The sequence below is a fragment of the Leuconostoc lactis KCTC 3528 = DSM 20202 genome (assembly GCF_014651235.1).
GTDB lineage: Bacteria > Bacillota > Bacilli > Lactobacillales > Lactobacillaceae > Leuconostoc > Leuconostoc lactis.
In genome coordinates, this window is record NZ_BMWM01000003.1 from 1 (window position 1) to 18,665 (window position 18,665).

16 protein-coding genes are annotated in these 18,665 nt (G+C 44.2%); 7 read left to right on the forward strand and 9 right to left on the reverse strand.

Features of this window, described 5'->3' with window-relative positions; genetic code table 11:
* Positions 1-88: 88 nt before the first annotated feature.
* Positions 89-1,795, reverse strand: coding sequence for an ABC transporter permease/substrate binding protein (locus tag IE039_RS01660; protein WP_189428616.1), 1,707 nt, complete (start codon positions 1,793-1,795; stop codon positions 89-91).
* Positions 1,788-2,984 carry a quaternary amine ABC transporter ATP-binding protein gene (locus tag IE039_RS01665; RefSeq protein ID WP_010004878.1) on the reverse strand — a complete coding sequence of 399 codons (1,197 nt, stop codon included), beginning with the start codon at positions 2,982-2,984 and terminating at the stop codon, positions 1,788-1,790. The genes IE039_RS01660 and IE039_RS01665 overlap by 8 nt, the downstream gene beginning before the upstream one ends.
* A gap of 182 nt (positions 2,985-3,166) precedes the next feature.
* Here IE039_RS01665 and IE039_RS01670 point away from each other — a divergent pair, with 182 nt between their 5' ends.
* The 4 genes from IE039_RS01670 to IE039_RS01680 all read left to right on the forward strand — a co-directional run bounded on the left by IE039_RS01670 (position 3,167) and on the right by IE039_RS01680 (position 5,686).
* The gene (locus tag IE039_RS01670; protein WP_010004879.1) at positions 3,167-3,793 is read left to right on the forward strand and encodes a GntR family transcriptional regulator; all 627 of its coding nucleotides are present in this window, start codon (positions 3,167-3,169) and stop codon (positions 3,791-3,793) included.
* A 104-nt stretch (positions 3,794-3,897) separates the two neighbouring features.
* The gene (locus IE039_RS01675) at positions 3,898-4,443 is read left to right on the forward strand and encodes a biotin transporter BioY (protein ID WP_189428617.1); all 546 of its coding nucleotides are present in this window, start codon (positions 3,898-3,900) and stop codon (positions 4,441-4,443) included.
* Positions 4,436-4,738 carry a CHY zinc finger protein gene (locus IE039_RS08350; RefSeq protein WP_010005648.1) on the forward strand — a complete coding sequence of 101 codons (303 nt, stop codon included), beginning with the start codon at positions 4,436-4,438 and terminating at the stop codon, positions 4,736-4,738. The genes IE039_RS01675 and IE039_RS08350 overlap by 8 nt, the downstream gene beginning before the upstream one ends.
* 9 nt (positions 4,739-4,747) lie before the next feature.
* Positions 4,748-5,686: a biotin--[acetyl-CoA-carboxylase] ligase gene (locus tag IE039_RS01680; protein ID WP_010005647.1), complete on the forward strand. Its 939-nt coding sequence runs from the start codon at positions 4,748-4,750 to the stop codon at positions 5,684-5,686.
* 28 nt (positions 5,687-5,714) lie between these two features.
* Here IE039_RS01680 and IE039_RS01685 read toward each other — a convergent pair whose 3' ends face one another.
* Complete coding sequence (locus IE039_RS01685; protein WP_189428618.1) at positions 5,715-6,566, reverse strand: bifunctional 5,10-methylenetetrahydrofolate dehydrogenase/5,10-methenyltetrahydrofolate cyclohydrolase; 852 nt, start codon at positions 6,564-6,566, stop codon at positions 5,715-5,717.
* Positions 6,567-6,639: 73 nt separating this feature from the next.
* Between IE039_RS01685 and IE039_RS01690 the strand changes: the two genes are divergently transcribed.
* From IE039_RS01690 to IE039_RS01700, 3 genes are all read left to right on the forward strand, one after another.
* Entirely contained in the window at positions 6,640-7,122 is a 483-nt protein-coding gene (locus IE039_RS01690; RefSeq protein WP_010000145.1) for a deoxycytidylate deaminase, read from the forward strand.
* Between the two features lie 298 nt (positions 7,123-7,420).
* Complete coding sequence (locus IE039_RS01695) at positions 7,421-8,389, forward strand: thymidylate synthase (protein ID WP_189428619.1); 969 nt, start codon at positions 7,421-7,423, stop codon at positions 8,387-8,389.
* Between the two features lie 31 nt (positions 8,390-8,420).
* Positions 8,421-8,921 (forward strand): GNAT family N-acetyltransferase, encoded by a 501-nt coding sequence (locus IE039_RS01700; protein ID WP_029509617.1) that lies wholly within the window; start codon positions 8,421-8,423, stop codon positions 8,919-8,921.
* A gap of 206 nt (positions 8,922-9,127) precedes the next feature.
* On the opposite strand, the gene alsS is transcribed toward IE039_RS01700, so the two are convergent.
* From alsS to IE039_RS01730, 6 genes are all read right to left on the reverse strand, one after another.
* Positions 9,128-10,813: an acetolactate synthase AlsS gene (gene alsS / locus IE039_RS01705; RefSeq protein ID WP_189428620.1), complete on the reverse strand. Its 1,686-nt coding sequence runs from the start codon at positions 10,811-10,813 to the stop codon at positions 9,128-9,130.
* A gap of 223 nt (positions 10,814-11,036) precedes the next feature.
* Entirely contained in the window at positions 11,037-12,356 is a 1,320-nt protein-coding gene (gene obgE / locus IE039_RS01710) for a GTPase ObgE (RefSeq protein WP_189428621.1), read from the reverse strand.
* Between the two features lie 174 nt (positions 12,357-12,530).
* Positions 12,531-14,324 (reverse strand): excinuclease ABC subunit UvrC, encoded by a 1,794-nt coding sequence (gene uvrC / locus IE039_RS01715; RefSeq protein ID WP_029509614.1) that lies wholly within the window; start codon positions 14,322-14,324, stop codon positions 12,531-12,533.
* A 74-nt stretch (positions 14,325-14,398) separates the two neighbouring features.
* On the reverse strand, positions 14,399-16,015 hold the full coding sequence (pyrG, locus tag IE039_RS01720; RefSeq protein WP_010004318.1) for a CTP synthase: 1,617 nt from the start codon (positions 16,013-16,015) through the stop codon (positions 14,399-14,401).
* A gap of 186 nt (positions 16,016-16,201) precedes the next feature.
* Positions 16,202-17,596, reverse strand: coding sequence for a 23S rRNA (uracil(1939)-C(5))-methyltransferase RlmD (gene rlmD / locus IE039_RS01725; RefSeq protein WP_010004319.1), 1,395 nt, complete (start codon positions 17,594-17,596; stop codon positions 16,202-16,204).
* A gap of 53 nt (positions 17,597-17,649) precedes the next feature.
* Positions 17,650-18,639 carry a diacylglycerol kinase family lipid kinase gene (locus tag IE039_RS01730; RefSeq protein WP_189428622.1) on the reverse strand — a complete coding sequence of 330 codons (990 nt, stop codon included), beginning with the start codon at positions 18,637-18,639 and terminating at the stop codon, positions 17,650-17,652.
* Between the last annotated feature and the right edge of the window lie 26 nt (positions 18,640-18,665).

The following is an 18,665-nucleotide window of genomic DNA, read 5'->3' on the forward strand; positions in this document are numbered from 1 at the left end:
AATTTGTTTTGAAATTTTAGTCATAAATAAAACCCCGAAAGTTGCTTTAACTTTCGGGGTACACCACAAATTGTCGTAGTTTTTTTGACTAGTCATACCAGCTGTCAGCGAGTTTTTTGTGTGACTTGAGCCAGTCAGCAGCCGCAGCCTTCGGTGATTTACCGTTCTGAATGGCTAACATGACACTTTCCATATCGTCTTTCGTCCAATGGAATTTATCCAAGACTTTCCCAAGTTTTGGGTTATCTTGTTTCAGGCCTTTACGTGTAAAGGTTTGAATATTTTCACCCTTACCCATTGTTTCCTTTGGATCAGCCAAATACTTCAAATGATACTTACTAAACATCCAATGTGGTGACCAACCTGTCACAACAATATCCTTTTTAGCTTTGTAGGCCTTATCAAGCGCAATGGCCATCGCACCAGATGATGAACCTTGCAACTGCCACCCCTTCAAGTTATCATAACTGTCCAATGTTTTTTGCGCACTAGCCATTTCACCGGCGCCAGGTTCAATTCCCGTAATGGTTTTATCCGCCTGATTAGATAAATCAGCAATTGAATTAGCCGCCATATAATCAGGCACAACTAATCCCGTTTTGGCACCGCGTAAATTAGGCCCCAACATGTCGACATCATTTTTAAATTTGTTGTATAACACTTTATTGGTATATGGCAACCAAGCACTGACAGAAGCATCAATTTGTCCCTTCGCAACAGATTGCCACAAAACAGCATTATCAAGTGGTGTCATGGTCACATGATAACCGTGTTGACGCAAAGATTCCGCTAACACGTTAGTTGACGCGACCTCCGAATCCCATTCCACATAACCAAGGTTCACGCGTTGGCCTGTCGCCTTTTGAGTTGTCATCACATTAATGGCCCCGCCAGCAATCATAACAAGCACTGTGGCTAAGATTGTCCAGCGTTTCCAAGGTTTGGTTTCAGCCTTTTGGCCAGGTTGTGTCGTTAACTTTTGCGTAAAGCGATCAATAATGATCGCCAGAATCACTAACCCAAGACCATTGACGAAACCTAAACCAATATCCGCATGTTGCACAGCTGACAAGACACCACGTCCTAAGCCAGGTGCCCCAATCATTGAGGCCGTCACAACCATTGACAAGGCCAACATAATCGTTTGGTTCGCACCAGCTAAGATCGTGTTACGCGCACTCGGCAATTCTAACTTGATTAACTTTTGCCAAGTCGTTGAACCAAACGAATCAGCTGCTTCAACTAATGATACAGGGACTTGGCGAATACCAAGATCCGTCATCCGCACCATTGGTGGTAAAGCAAAGATAATTGAGGCAAACACCCCTGGCACAACGCCAATCCCAAAGAATGCCACTGCCGGAATCAGATAAACGAAACCAGGCATCGTTTGCATAAAGTCCAAAATCGGCTTCACAATGGCTGCTGTTTTTGGTGATTTAGCAGTTAGGATTCCCAATGGAATACCGATGACTAACGAAATAACCGAAGCCATGATAACCAATGTCAACGTACTCATCAAGTCTTCCCACAGATTTTGGTTGGCCACGATGGCTAACCCAAAAAAGGTAAACGCTGGGAAGCCAATTTTTTTAGGTGTGGTTAAAATGGCAATTAACGTGATACCAGCAATCATTAACGGCATTGGAATCGCAGTCAAGCCGTTGGTCAAACCATCCATGACAGCTTGCCCGACGTGTTGCATGACATTAAATAAGCCAGATAGGTGATCGGTTAACCAGTTAACGCCCGCCGTCACCCAGTCTTCTAAGGGTAATTTAGGTATATTAAGCATGTTCGTCCTCTCCTTGTGTATCAGCTAACGCTTCCAAAACACCACCACGAATGATGACACCTTTGACCCGATTGCTGTCGTCAACAACCGCAACAGGGGTTTGGGCATCGTAAATGATTGGCATAATATCCACAATTAACGTATCTAATGAAACCGTTGGCATGTCAGACACCACCTCAGTTAGTGGTGTTTTATCACGGCGCGCAGTCACGGCCGCATCAGATGACAAATAACCAAGAAGTTCACGGTTACGGTTGACAGCAACCAGACCAGAAACTTCTTCATCCGACATCTTACGCAACGCCACCGTTGGGCCATCGACAGTCAAGTTCGTCGTTAAGGCTGGAATCATAATACTTTCCGCCGTCAACACCTTTGTCCGATCAACACCACCGATAAATGTTCGCACATAATCATTGGCTGGATTGGTCAAAATTTCTTCACCCGTGCCGACTTGTTGCAACTGACCATCTTTCATAATGGCAATATGGTCACCAATGTGTAAGGCTTCATTTAAATCGTGGGTAATAAAGATAATGGTCTTACGGACATTGGCCTGCAACTCCAATAGTTCTTCTTGCATTTCACCACGAACCAACGGATCTAAGGCTGAAAACGCTTCATCCATCAGTAAAATATCAGGATCATTGGTCAACGCACGGGCTAAACCAACACGCTGTTGCATCCCACCAGATAGTTGCGCTGGGTATTGGTCCTTAAAACTCAGTAACTTCGCGTTATCTAAAGCTTTCTCTGCCCGTTGACGCCGTTCGGCCTTGTCAACGCCCTGTACTTCTAACCCGTATTCCGTATTTTCAAGCAACGTCCGATGGGGAAATAGCCCGAAATTTTGGAACACCATGCTCATCTTTTTACGTCGAATATCCAGCATTTGTTTCTTATTAAATTTCGTAATTTCTTGTCCATCAATAAAGAGCTGTCCATCCGTTGGTTCAATCAATCGATTGAGCAAACGAATCAAGGTTGACTTTCCAGAACCTGAAAGGCCCATAATCACGAAGATTTCGCCTTCTTCAATGGTCATGTTGATGTCATACACACCAACCGTACTTCCTGTCTTTTCGACAATCTCGTTCTTACTCTTATTTTGCTTCACCATCTTCAACGCCGCTTTTGGGCGTTTCCCAAATATTTTGGTTAGGTGCTTTATCTCGACTTTATTCGTCATGAAATCCTCCACTTCGTTTCAAATGAGCGTTTCTACCCATCTCCCATTGACTCTGTTTGCGATTTAACTTATACTGCAAAGTGACAACTTATTATAAAAACTAGATTGCCTCTCAAAGTGATGTCTTCTATTCTGTCACAAGTGGTCACTTTTGTCAAATGAGGTAACTTTTGGAGAACCATATGCGAACAATTAGAGAACCACGTTATCGTAAAATCGCCTATCAAATTGCACAGAAAATCGCTGACAACGATTACCCCGTTGGTAGCAAGTTACATGCGCGTTCAACACTGTCCGTGGCCTTCGGTGTCTCGTCAGAAACGGCACGCAAAGCTGTCAGTGTGCTCGCTGATTTGCAGATTGTGAAACCAATTCATGGCAGTGGGGTTGAGGTCTTATCCCGTGAACGCGCCAAGGCCTTTTTGAAGCAGTCGGAAACAACGTTTGATATCCAAGCCTTGCACGGCCAAATTAATGATCTGATCGCACAACAAAAACAAGACATTCATACATTAGAACAAACCTTTTCACGCCTGTTTGACCAAACGCAACGCGTCCAACGCCATCGTCATAGTCCGTTGACACCCTATGAACTTGAGTTACATGACGATAGTCCTAAACTTGGCTTATCAGTCGGCAGTCTTAACCTCTGGCAAAGCACAGGTGCCACGTTGGTGGCCATCCTACATCATGATGAACTCATCGTCTCACCAGGACCATATGCTGTGATTGAACGGGGTGATACCTTGTATTTTGTCGGTAACGAAGCAGTCGTTGAGACAGTCTACAATTTCTTTTATCAAAAATAACACGCAAAAAACGACAGTCGCCCTGTCGTTTTTTTAATTGTCTTGACAACCACGCCACTTAATTGTAAACTTAAAAAATTAAATAGGTTTACAAAGGAAAAAACATGAAAACACAAAAGCTCACCCTCACCGTCATGATGATTGCTTTACTGATTGTCATGGCTTACCTGCCCGCCATCCCCGTTGGCTTGGTACCCATTACCGTGCAAAATCTCGGCATTATGCTGGCTGGCGCCCTCCTTGGTTGGCGTAACGGCGCACTCGCAATTATTCTCTGGCTCTTCATGGCCGCCATCGGGTTACCTGTCTTGGTTGGCGGGGCTGGTGGCTTCCCACATTTTTTCGGCGCAACAGCCGGTTATATTTGGTCTTATCCCGTTGCAGCTGCACTGATTGGGCTGAGCGTGCAAGCCCTTGATCGTTTGAAAAAAACCAATTTTGTGACATTATTACTCGTTATTTTAATTTTTGGTGTGGTGCTGGTTGATGTCAGCGGCGCAATTGGGTTACACATTGTGACCCATATGCCGCTCCCACAGGCCTTGTTACTACAACTCACATATGTACCAGGTGATTGTGCGAAGGCTGTCATTGCCACAGTGGTCACACTGGCGTTACGGCGCCGCTTTCCCCAACTTACCCATGTTTAATATCTTAGGTATCGGAACTGATGCTGCTGGGCGTTGCACCCATTGGCACACTGAGGTCGATATTATTGCCAATAAATGCCAGCAGTGCCAGGCTTATTACGCCTGCTATTTATGCCACAATACGCTGACAACGCATGAATTTGTACCCGTTGCTAAAACTGCCTTAGGGGCCCTTTGTGGGTCATGTGGGTTAGAGATGACAGGCAACGCCTATCTCACACAAACAGCCTGTCCTCGGTGTCAACATGCCTTTAATCCACAATGCCATCTACATCAACAGATTTATTTTTGCTAAAATAAACGTATGACAACTGTAGAAAAATTATTCCATATTTTCGTCAACCATGCCGACGAATGGGTATCCGGTGAAACCATTGCCAGTGAGCTTCACATTTCTCGTGCTGCCGTCTGGAAAGCCATCAATAAATTGACTGAAGCCGGCTTTATGATTGAAAGTCAGCGTGGTTTAGGTTACCGTTATATCCCCAATGAAAAAATGACCAGTACCGAAATCCAGCACCTCTTGGGCGTGCCAATGGCGATTCGCGTTTTTGATTCATTAGACTCTACTAATCGTTATGCTAAGTTGGCCTTAATAGACGAGACGCTCAACGCGCCGCTAGTAGTCATTTCAAACATTCAAACACACGGGGTCGGTCATTTAGGTCGGTCATTCTTTTCGCCTAGCCAAACGGGGCTTTATTTGAGTATTGCCTTACCCCTGACTTTTCAAGATACTGTCAAACCCCATTTATTAACGATTAGTACTGCCGTTGCTGTGGCGAAAAGTATTCGGACCCTCTTTGGGGTTGACCTGCAATATCAATGGCTGAACAACTTATATTTCAATCAGCAAAAAGTCGGCGGCATTCTCACTGAAGGGATTATGACCTTAGAAAGCCAAACTTTTTCGGGCTTGGTTGTTGGCATTGGGCTAAATCTCACCCCACCGCATACCACACAACCACAACCAATGGGTGCCATTACACCAGAATTGACCTTGTCACGCAACGCAGTTGCCGCACAAATCATTCAAGACTTTTTCCAAATGTACGAACAATACCAATCTGGCACGTATTTACCAGCTTATCGGCGGCATTTAATTGGCTTGGGCGAAACAGTGACAATCACCCAATCTAATCAAAGCCTTACCGGACAACTGTTACAAGTGACTGATGACGGTTATCTACAACTGCAAACACCAACTGGTATCACGACGATAACCAGTGGTGATCAACTATAAAAGGACAGGTCATCAAGACCTGTCCTTTTTAATTGGCTTGCTGTTGTTCAGCAAGTGTGACTGTATTTTCTAATAGGGTCGCAATCGTCATTGGCCCAACACCACCAGGCACTGGGGTAATGTAGCTGGCAATACCTTGAACAGACGCAAAGTCAACATCACCAACCGCTTTACCGTCAACATAATTCATGCCGACATCAACGACAACAGCGCCTTGTTTCAAATCGGCGCCGTTAATAAAGTTTGGCTTACCAACACCGACAACAACAATATCAGCATCTCTCAAATATCTTTTTAGGTCAGCGGCTGGTGTATAACGATGCGCTAATGTCACCGTCGCATCCGCGTTATTGAGTAAAGCAAACATTGGTCGGCCAAACAGTTGTGACCGACCAACGACCACTGCCTGCTTCCCAAACGTTTCAATACCATAGTGATTAAGCAATGTCATCACACCTTGCGGCGTCGCTGCGACGGTGTAATCCGCCAACGCGTCTGCAAAGAGCATCCCTTGTACTGTGGCACCTAAACCATCAGCGTCTTTATGCGGAGCAACCGCTGAGAAAACTTCACGTTCTTTGACACCTTCAGCCAAAGGACTTTGGACTAAAATACCCGTAATGTTATCATCCGCATTCAATTCAGCCACCAATTGCAACACGCTTTCCGTGGTTGCATTGGCGTCAGTTGGAATATCTTTTGTTTGAATACCCAATGTCGCTGCTTTTTTAGATTTCATGCCAACGTATAAACGACTCCCGTCATTTTGTGGGTCATAAATTACAGCAAGCGTTACTGGCTTGTCCAGCTTCGCCACACGTTCAGCAGTCTTGGCATTCGTGAGCTTTGCCACAGCTGCGCCATCAAGTATTTCAGTCATCAAAATGCTCCTTCGTTTGTCCGCACTTTTATGTTATATTTTTCTTAACAAAACTAAGTCATTGGAGTTTATTATGTCAGATCAACGGATTAGCTGGGATCAATATTTTATTGCCCAAGCCGCCATTTTATCAACACGTTCAACTTGTACCCGCTTGCATGTCGGGGCCGTCTTGGTCAAAAACAACCGGATTATCGCCAGTGGTTATAACGGGGCCGTTGCTGGCACCCCACACTGTACCGATGTCGGCGACTTAATCGTTGATGGGCATTGCATCCGCGCTGTTCATGCGGAACAAAATGCCCTGATGCAAGCCGCACAAATGGGTATTAGCGTCGCTGACGCGACGGTTTATGTCACCGATGTCCCCTGTGTCCATTGTACGAAGCTCTTATTACAAGCAGGCGTGTCAAAGATTAACTACATGCGTAACTATCGTAACGATCCTTTTGCTGAAGAACTCTTGCAACAAAAGCAAGTGCCGTTGCAACAAGTGCCCTTTTCACAAGAGACAGCCAATCAAATTGACTTATCGCGTTTCGTCACACATGAATGATCTCACATCAAAAACCTTGAATTATTTGTTAATAACGAACTATTTTTATTTTAGCATAATTTATCCGTTTAGAAAACGAATACTCGAAATACTTATCATAATCTAACTTAAGTCATGAAGTCACTGTTTTAATAGCGAAATAGCCAACTTAACTTTGCCCAAAAGCCCGTCACATCAAGCAAATCACGATTTCCTCAGATGCGAACAAACTTGCCAACCACGGTAAAATTCGTTAATATTTAAGATAGATGATTTTGAGAAAGGAACCGCGTAACGTGCTTGTTACGCGATCAATACGATGTCAAAAAATGAACAGCAATACCTTGATTTAGCACAAAAAATATTAGCTGAAGGTAACCTCAAAGGCGACCGTACCGGAACGGGTACGCACTCCCTCTTTGGTACGCAAATGCGCTTTGACTTACAAGAAGGCTTTCCCCTTCTCACAACCAAGAAAGTTTTCTTTGGGTTAATCAAATCCGAACTACTCTGGTTTTTGCGCGGCGATAATAACATTCGTTTCCTACTACAACATAACAACCATATTTGGGATGAGTGGGCCTTTAAAAACTGGGTAGAATCAAACGATTATACCGGTCCTGATATGACCAACTTTGGCCATCGCGCAGAAACTGATCCTGAATTTGCAGCCGTCTATCAAACGCAAAAAGCGATTTTTGTCGACAAGATTTTAAACGAAGATGTGTTCATGGAAAAATTTGGTTACGTAGGTGACGTCTATGGCAAGCTCTGGCGTGGTTGGGAAACGAGCAGTGTGACAGCTAGTGCCGAGACCGTTGATCAAGTTGCGCGCTTAGTTGAAGAGATTAAAACAACGCCTGACTCTCGTCGCCTTATTTTGACAGCCTGGAATGCTGATACAACGCCGCAAGCCCCCTTGCCTTCATGCCACGTCTTAAGTCAATTCTATGTCGCTGATGGCAAATTAAGCCTTCAGTTGTATCAACGTTCGGGTGATTTCTTCTTGGGTGTGCCGTTCAACATTGCGTCATATTCACTTTTGTTGCATATGATGGCCGCACAAACCGGTTATGAAGTGGGTGACTTTGTGCATACAATAGGTGACACGCACATTTATAACAACCACGTGGATCAAATCACAGAACAACTCTCACGCCCGATGCACCCACTACCAAAGTTATGGTTAAATCCGGACGTTAAATCAATTTTTGATTACACGATGGCTGACATTAAGGTGCTTGATTATGAAAGTGAAGCTCCAATTAAGGCACCGGTCGCTGTTTAAGGCGTTATCGACCAACTGAAAGGACTTCATCATGAAAATTAGACCGTTGGAAAAAAGGGATTTACCTTATATTTATCAACAGGAAAATTCCCGAAAAGTCATGGCGCTGTGGTTTCAAGAAGCGTATACATCATTTGAAGAACTGCAACTGCTCTATGAACGCCATATCCTAGATCAGACTGAGCGTCGATTTGTTGTGGAAGATGACGACCAATTTATCGGCGTCGTCGAGTTAATGTATATCGACATGTTACATCGACATACAGAAATTCAAATTATTATTCATCCCGACCATCAAGGTCTTGGCTTTGCGCAAGCAGCTATTCGGGCGGGCGTTGAATATGCTTTCCAAGTGTTGAACATGCACAAGGTCTATCTGTACGTTGATGTAGATAATGCCGCAGCCATCCACATCTACAAGAAGGTTGGTTTCAAAGAAGAAGGTATTTTACGCGAACACTTCTTTGCCGAAGGTCAATATCACGACAGTATGATGATGGGTATTTTAGCAACAGAATTTACCACTAATTAGCAAAAAGACTGAACACCAATATGGTGTTCAGTCTTTTTTTGTCAATCTTTACGGTAGCCTATCCCAATAAAAAAAACTTGTTTCTCAGGAAACAAGTTTGAGATTCAGAACTTCTCGGCGAACTGAATAATCGCAAACGCTGAAAGCGTTTACAATACTATTATATCAATTTTTAATAAATGGTCAACCCGCTAAATACGATTCGTTTAGCCTTGGGCATCAATCATTTGTGACCCTAATTCAAAGTTATGTGAGTAGTCAACTGGGATGTCCACCACTACTGGGCCTTCAGATGCAAAGGCTTCATCAAGTACCGCATTCAATTCATCTGGTGTGTTGACACGCAATCCCTTTGCGCCAAAACTTTCAGCATACTTCACCAAGTCGATGTTCCCAAAATCAACACCGGCTGAGCGACCGTCATACTTCATTTCTTCTTGGAACTTGACCATGTCATAGTGGGCGTTGTCATTCCACACAATATGCACGGTGTTCAACTTCAAACGAACAGCTGTTTCTAATTCCATTGATGAGAAGAAGAAACCACCATCACCAGAAACCGACACTGCCTTGGCATTTGGACGCAACATCGCTGCTGTCATTGCCCATGGCAAACCAACACCAAGCGTTTGCATACCATTTGAAATCAAGAAGTGACGGGCAACGTATGACTTGAAGTGACGCGCCATCCAGATGTAGTGTGAGCCAATATCAGTTGCCACAGTCATATCATCCGTCACATGCGCTTGAATCGCTTTGATGATGTTTAATGGGTGGTTCAAATGACCTTGCGCTGGCGTGTAAGTTGGTTCGTCTGACGCGCGCAAATCCGCCTTCAATGTCTTCAAAACGGCTTGACTATCCACAGGTAATTCATAACCAGCCACACGTTCTGTTAATAAGTCTAAGCTTTGACCCAAGTCACCCACAAGTTGACGCTTTGGCACAAAGTTATTGTCGATTTGTACCGGTGTTGTATCCAACGCCACAATGTTCAAATCATTTTCTTTATTCCAGTTACGTGGTTCGTATTCAATCGCATCATAACCAACCGTGATGACCAAGTCAGATTGCTTCAACAACTTGTCCCCTGTTTGGTTACGGAAGAAACCAATACGGCCAAAGAATGTTTCTGGTTCCAATTCACGAGAAATAACGCCTGAACCTTGGAATGTTTCTACGACTGGCAATGTCGTTTGCTTCAACAACTTGTGCAAAGCGGCAACCGTATCATCGTCAGAACCACGCGCGCCAACCAACAAAACTGGCAACTTAGCTTGCTTGATTTGTTCAGCTAACCAATCCAAATCAGCTAAGGCTGCTGCCCCTTGCTTGGCATAAGGCATTGGTGGCAAAGCTTCAACTGACACGGGTGCATCATCAACATCTTGTGGCAATGAAACAAAGGCTGCCCCTTTTTTAGCGCCATTAGCAGCCGCAAAAGCGTTCGCAATAATTTCTGAAATGTTATTTGGATCTTGAATTTCTGAACTATAATTCGTAATTGGGGCAAACAGTGCCACTGACTTCGTTGATTGGTGCGTCAAACGATACAAGTCTTTACGTGGTACTTGACCACCAATCGCAACTACAGGATCGCTTTCAGCACTTGCTGTCATCAAACCACTCACCAAGTTACCCACACCAGGACCTGATGTGACAATTGTGACACCTGGCTTACCGGTAATACGCGCAAAAGCTTGTGCCATAAAGACCGCATTTTGTTCGTGACGTGTCACAATTAATTTTGGCACTTTTTGACCAGGGGCTGGATGTTCCAACGTCGTAAAGAGACGATCAATCTTGGCACCGGGAATCCCGAAAACCAAATCAATCCCATGGTTCGTCAAGCTATCTGCAACAATATCTGCACCGTACTTTTGATCTGACATTTGATATCAAGGGTAGTTAACGCGCTGACCGACACTTAAGCAAGACAAGCCGATCATTAACTACCCATTCCTCCATTTTTTTCAATAAGCTTATCATAGCACTTTTTAGCTGGTAATGGTCAAAAAAAATTTGTGAAATTCATCGCTATATCAGTGTTCTTTCCTTCACAAACTCATAATTAGACCAAATAAAAAAGTTATCCGAATTGGATAACTTTTACGTTTAATCACTAAATTCAAAGACAAAGTCTGAGTTATTGATGCGGACATCATCCCCATCTTTGGCCCCAGCAGCACGTAAGGCATCATCGACACCCATGTGACGTAATTGGCGACCAAAACGCATAATCGTGGCATCACGCTGAATGTTGGTCATCAAGAACAACTTTTCAACTTCAGCACCACCAACAACCCATTGCTCAGAATCTTCATCCCATTCAATTGTAAAGTCATGCTTTTCTGGCTTAAATTCATACGTCTTTTCAGCCGGTGTGGCTTCAACGACTGGCCGATAACTTTCTGGTGATGGTGCAGTTGCCAAAGTATCGGCCGTAACACGCATCAACTCCTGGACGCCATCACGCGTCAAAGCTGAGATTGGCATAATCTTTGGTTGTGTTGGTAAGCCTGAATCAGCAGCTACTTGTTCCCGGAATTTCACCAAATTGTCGGCTGAATCCGGCATATCCATTTTAGTTGGCACAATAATGTGTGGTCGTGCCAAAATGGTTTCATCATATTGTTGTAATTCGTCAAGAATCTTACGGTATTGCGTATACGGATCCGTGCCTTCAATTCCTGACATGTCAACCAAGTGCAAGATGACCTTCGTCCGTTCAACGTGACGTAAGAATTGGAAACCTAACCCAACACCTTGAGCTGCACCTTCAATCAATCCTGGTAAGTCCGCCATGACAAAGTCACGTTCATCGGGCAAACGAACCATCCCAATGTTGGGTGCTAACGTCGTAAAGTGATATGCGGCCACTTTTGGCTTCGCATTTGACACCACAGAAAGCAACGTTGACTTACCTGCTGATGGGAAACCAACTAGCCCAACATCTGCCAAAACTCTTAATTCGAGCTTCAAATTCCGAATTTCACCTGGTTCACCATTTTCTGATAATTCCGGTGCGGGGTTGGCTGGTGTGGCAAAATGAATATTTCCACGGCCACCACGACCACCCTTGGCAACAACCAGTTCTTGTCCGTTTTCAAGCATATCGCCCAAAACTTCACCTGTATCGGCGTCTTTCACGATTGTGCCTTGTGGTACTTTAATATAGCGATCATCGGATGACGCACCTGTCATCCCCTTTGTGCCACCATTACCACCTGGTTGTGCTTTAAAATGTCGGTTATAACGGAAGTCCATCAGCGTACGTAACCCTTCATCGACTTTCAAAATGATTGAGCCACCATGCCCACCATCACCACCAAAAGGCCCGCCCATTGCGACGAACTTTTCGTGACGGAAAGACACAATACCGTCTCCCCCTTTACCGGCTTTTACTTCAATTTCTGCTTGATCTACGAATGCCATAGTTTGATTGCGCGCAACTTGTTGCCTCACGCACGATCGTCCAGCTGCAAAAGCCTGATTCGTGCGTGTCGCTGCGCCCCCCTTCTCCTTGTCTGCTTACCGAGGTAAGCTTGCGATATTTTAATACTCTAGTTTACCATAAAAAACAACTTCATGCGACTATTACGCCGTGACTCAAGCGCCTGACTGCAAACTGAGGTGAATGACTCGTGCCAGTTTTTCATTAATACCAATAGCCTGTAGGTCGGCGATTGAAGCCGCTGCAATTTTTGGGAGCGATCCAAATTCACGCAAAAGTTTTTGTCGGGTCTTAGGCCCGACACCATCAATCCTATCAAGTCGTGACGCTAACGTGTTTTTACTGCGTAACTGTCGATGGAAACTGACGGCAAAACGGTGCACCTCTTCTTGTACCCGCTGAATTAAGAAGAACCCTTCAGATTGTTTGTCAAAGGTCACCACTTTTCCAGTATGGCCATCAATGAGATCAGCAGTCTTATGCTTATCATTTTTAACCATGGCCGCAATTGGAACGTGCGTGAGACCCAATTCATCCACCAGTACTTCTTTAGCGGCATTGAGCTGAATCTCGCCCCCATCCATTAAAATCAAATCCGGCATCTCCCCACCTTCTTTTAACAAACGGGAATAGCGCCGACGAATGACTTCTTGCGTTTCCGCCCATTCATCCGCATGATCAACAGACTTAATTTTATACTTCCGGTAGAGGTCCTTATTCGGCACGCCATCTTCAAACACCACCATCGCACTTACAATTTCAACCCCTTGGGTATGTGAGTGGTCAAAAGCTTCAATCCGATGGCCCATGGGAATATGCAAGGCATCGGTAATCTCGCGCATGGCACCCGTGGTTTTCTTTTCATTAAGTTGCATCAAGCGGAACTTTTCTTCTAGCGCAATGCGGGCATTTTTTTGCGCTAAATCCAGCAAATCACGCTTTTCACCCCGCACCGGGATTCGCACGGGGACGCCCAATGCTTCAGTCAATGCGGCGGTATCAATCCCTTTTGGTACTAAGACTTCGTTTGGCTTTTGAATGTTGCGCTGCGCATAAAATTGTTGAATAAAATTCATCATTTCTTCATCAGCGGAACCAACGACCGAAAATGTTTGTTTAAATTGCCGAATGAGACGGGCTTGCCGAAGGAAAAAGACCTCAACAGTCATCCAACCTTTATCCAGATGATAATTGAATAAATCACGCGGCGTGGTATCTTTTGACAGCACCCGTTGACTTTCAACCGTTTCGTCAATATATTTCAATTGATCGCGTAAGTCAGCTGCTTGTTCAAAAGCTAACGCCTCTGCTGCGGCTGTCATTTTCTCAGCAATGACCTTTTTAACGGCAGCCGTATCCCCATCCAAAAAACGCTTAATCTGGTCAACTTGGGCTGCGTATTCAGCCTCTGGTACTTCATGCCAACAAGCACCCAAACATTGCCCCATATTGTAATACAGGCAAGGCCGACCTTGAAAGCCGTTACAGCGGCGTAAGGGATAGTTTTTTTCCAAAAAGCGCAACGTTTCTTGAGCTGCAAACACGTTAGGATAGGGGCCAAAATAAAACCCACCATCTTTTTTAACTTCGTTAACCATGGCCATTTTGGGATCACGTTCTTTGGTAATTTTAATGTACGGATAGCCCGTGCCATATTTCAATCGAATGTTGTAGTACGGCTTGTATTTCTTGATTAACTCATTTTCCAACAAAAAGGCTTCTTTGTCAGAATTCGTCACGATATAATCAAAATCCACAATATTTTGAACCAATTCAGCGGTCTTACCTGTATGATCTTGCTTAAAATAAGACCGGACACGGTTTTTAAGGTTTTTGGCCTTCCCCACGTAGATAATTTTGCCGCTCTGGTCTTTCATTTGATATGACCCAGGTTCTGCTGGCAGTAACGCGAGTTTTTGTTCAATGTGTTGTGATGGATTTGCTAACATAGTTTTATTATACCAAGCCACGCAAGCATTTTGGTCGAAAATAAAAACACGCGTTCGCGTGTTTCTCATTTTAATTATGCTTCATGTTGTAAGGCTGCACCAATAAAGTCATGGTACAAACCTTCTGGACGATCCGGACGTGAGAGGAATTCTGGATGGTACTGTGCTGCAACGAAGAAATCATTCTTTGGATATTCAATCACTTCCATCAAACGATTGTCTGGTGATGTTGCCGCAAAGACCATACCGGCCTTTTCAAATTCGTCACGGAACTTTGTGTTAAATTCATAACGGTGACGGTGACGTTGTTCAACTTCTTCAACATCGCCGTAAGCCTTAGCTGTTAGTGTGCCTTGCTTTAACATGGCTGGGTAAAGACCCAAACGCAATGTCCCACCAAGATTTTCCACGTTTTCTTGATCCTTCATCAAATCAATAATTGGTGCTTGCGTTTCTGGATTAAGTTCGGTTGAATTCGCATCTTCATAGCCTAGAACGTGACGTGCAAATTCAACGGAAGCCAACTGCATCCCCAAGCAAACCCCCAAGAACGGCGTGTTTGTTTCACGAGCAAAGCGAATCGCTTGAATTTTACCTTCAGTACCACGGGCACCAAAGCCACCAGGTACCATCACGCCATCGGCATCAGCTAACAATTCTTGCACGTTTTCAGCTGTCACAGTTTCTGACTTAATGTGGTTAATGTTCACTTCAGCATCTTGAGCGTAACCCGCATGCTTTAAGGCTTCATTAACTGAAATATACGCATCTGGCAAATCCGTATACTTACCAACTAAGGCAATGTTGACTGTTTTCTTTGGGTGCTTGATGTGATCAACCATCGCTGTCCAAGCTGTCATGTCAGCCTTTGGCGCGTCAATCTTCAACTTTTCCAAAACGACGTCATCCATGCCTTGTGCTTGCAAGTTCATTGGAATGTCATACAATGATTCCACGTCACGTGATTCAATCACCGCATTGGCATTAACATCCGTAAAGGTTGAAATCTTTTGCTTCAAGCTATCTTCTAGTGGTTCAGAAGTACGCAAGACAATCATATCAGGTTGAATACCCAATGACCGCAACTGCGCCACAGAATGTTGCGTTGGCTTAGTTTTGGCTTCACCAGCTGCTGTTAAGTAAACAATCAAGCTCGTGTGAATGTAAAAGACGTTATCGTTACCAAGATCTGACTTCATTTGACGCAAAGCTTCGATAAATGGCAAACTTTCAATATCACCAACTGTGCCACCAACTTCAACAATCACCACATCAGCGTCTGTTGATTCCGCAGCTTTTTTCATCTTATCTTTAATGGCATCGGTAATGTGCGGAATGACTTGCACTGTCCCACCATTATAGTCACCGCGACGTTCCTTAGCCAATACTTCTGAATAAATACGGCCTGTCGTCACGTTTGAATACATGTTCGTGTTAATATCCATGAAACGTTCATAGTGACCCATGTCCAAATCAGTTTCAAGACCATCACCCGTCACAAAGGTTTCACCGTGTTGGTAAGGTGACATTGTCCCTGGATCAATGTTGATGTATGGGTCCAACTTTTGAATCGCTAATTTCAACCCACGATTCTTCAATAAACGGCCAAGCGATGCCGCGACAATACCCTTCCCCAAAGATGACACAACACCACCTGTGACGAAAATGTACTTTACTTGTTTATCTGCCATGATGCCTCCTCATGATATAGCGCTAGGCGCTTGCAACGATTCAGGGGGTAAAAATAAAATAGAAAAGCCCCCAAGTTGAACTTGGGAGCTTTTAACGTCTGTCCCAATAAATGGGAGCCCTAATATATAATACAGAGTTCGGTTATATTTGTCAAACATTAACCTACTTTTTTAAAACATATTTGCTTATCCTTTAACACGCTTGAAAACCGTGATGGTTTCCACGTGCGTGGTTTGTGGGAATTGATCCAATGGTTGGACTGGGCCATCAATCTCAAATCCTTCAGCTAAAATTTGGACGGCATCACGCGCTAAAGTCGCTGGGTTGCAGCTAATATAGACAAACGTTTCTGGTGCCATAGCGGCTACGGCGGAAATCAGTTCCGCTGTCAATCCCTTACGTGGTGGATCTACAAAGACAACATTAGGATTCAAGCCCTCAGCTGCCCAAGCCACCATTTGTTCTGGGGCATCAGCCGTGACAAAAGTCACATTGTCAATTTGGTTGTTACGCGCATTCTGTTCCGCATCGGCTACCGCATTTTCAACGACTTCAACACCATAGACATGCTTTACCTTGTCAGCAATTGACAACGTGATGGTTCCAATACCAGAATAAGCATCGACAGCAATATCTGTTGGTTTCAAACCAGCTTTTTCAGCTGCCAACGTGTATAACGTGGCGGTTGTTTGTGGGTTTACTTGATAAAATGAGTTCGGTCCAATGACAAAATCTTTGCCCATCAATTGGTCGTGGATATCATCAGCGCCCCAAATGGTTTCATTCCATTGTCCCATGATCACATTGGTATCATCATGGTTAATGTTGTGGATAAAGCTCTTTAATTCAGGGAGTTTTGCCTGCAAACGTGTCGCAATTTCATCAGCTTGTGGCAAACGCTTGGTGTTGGTCACAATCACGACCATTAATTCGTGTGAATAATATCCGCGACGTGCCATAATATGGCGTACAACACCTTTTTTAGTTGTTTCGTCATAGGCTGATAAGCCAAGATCACGTAAGATATCACGCGTTACCGTCACCGCTTCGTCTACCTTCGGATCTTGAATGTAAAAGTCTTCCACAGGGACTAAGTTGTGTGACCCACGACGATAAAAACCAGTTTCCAAGCGGCCATTGATTTCTTGCACAGGGACTTGGGCCTTGTTACGATACTTGGTCGGATCAGCCATCCCAATGGTTGGGCTGACATCAACGTCAATATTGACTTTTTTAAATAATTGTTCAACTTGACGTTGCTTGAATTCAAGTTGTGCGTCATATTTCAAATTTGCCAACGGCGCAATGCCTGTTGTAATCGCAATTTGATTGGCATTTTGCACGCGATTTGGTGATTCTTGCAGACGCTTGATTACACGACCAAAGGCAAAATTCTTTTGCACTTTCGTGATACCCAGACGCACAATTTCTCCTGGAATCGCATCGACAACAAAGATGGGAAAGTTATCAATTTTAACCACACCCATGCCTTGATAAGTAATGTCAACAACTTCCCCTTCAACTTCTTGGTTCTTGGTTACAGGGGCTTTTTGGGGGTAAACCCGATTGGCTTTTGCCATAGCATTTCGCTCACTTTCTTGTTGCGCCTTTTGATACGCACTTTAATGTCACATTATTTAACGTCGAGTTTTTCGACGTCCGCCATAAACTGTTGCTTTGTTTTGTCGGAAATAGTGGCCGCTTCTGGCATGCCAGAACGGTTGGCCACAAACTCAATGTGTTGTTGCAGATCTGTGAATAACATCGGTGCATCCCCGCCATATTCACCATCCAAGTTAACCTTCAATTGATCATCATCTAATGGCGTGATTTCAACTTTATTGGTCTTTTTATAAATCATTTGGGGATTATCCACATGCTTGCCACCATTTAACATTTGGGCAACCATTTGCAAAATTTGGCCCAAGTTAGATTCTTTAATAATCAATAACGTGAACTTACCGTCGTCTAACTTCGCATCAGGCACAATCGATTCAAACCCACCAACAGAATTGGTTAGGGCTAAGAAAATCATTGAAATCTTACCAGAATATTCACCGTCATCATAGGTCACGCGGGCATTAACCGGCTTAATTCGGGTAATGAGCTCTGTCCCTTTCACCAAATAAGCTAAGTAACCATACAATGACTTCATCAATGATGGGACCGCATAAGTCACTTCACTAATTGTGCCCAAAGCGGCAATATTCATGAAATATTTGGTCTGACCAGCTTGGTCAATTTCCCCAATATCCATCTTAATGGTTTCATGCTGCAAAATCACTTTCGCAGCTTCCAAAGGTTCGTCACGTGGTAACTTCAACGCACGGGCGTAATCATTGGTTGTTCCCGCTGGAATCACCGCCATCATCGGCCGCTTTTCTAAAGGCGCCAAACCATTGACCACTTCATTAATCGTCCCATCGCCACCGGCCGCAACAATTAAATCAAACCCCGCCTCAGCCGCACGCTTAGCTTCTTTGGCTGCTGACATAGGTTCTGGCGTTGTGGCAAAGGCTGACGTTTCATACCCTGCTGATTCATAAAGTTGCAAAATATCCAACATTTCACGTTTGATAGCCTCACGCCCAGATGTTGGGTTGTAGATAATTCTTGCTCTCATGTTCGCTTGTGCGTAAGTGTTATGAA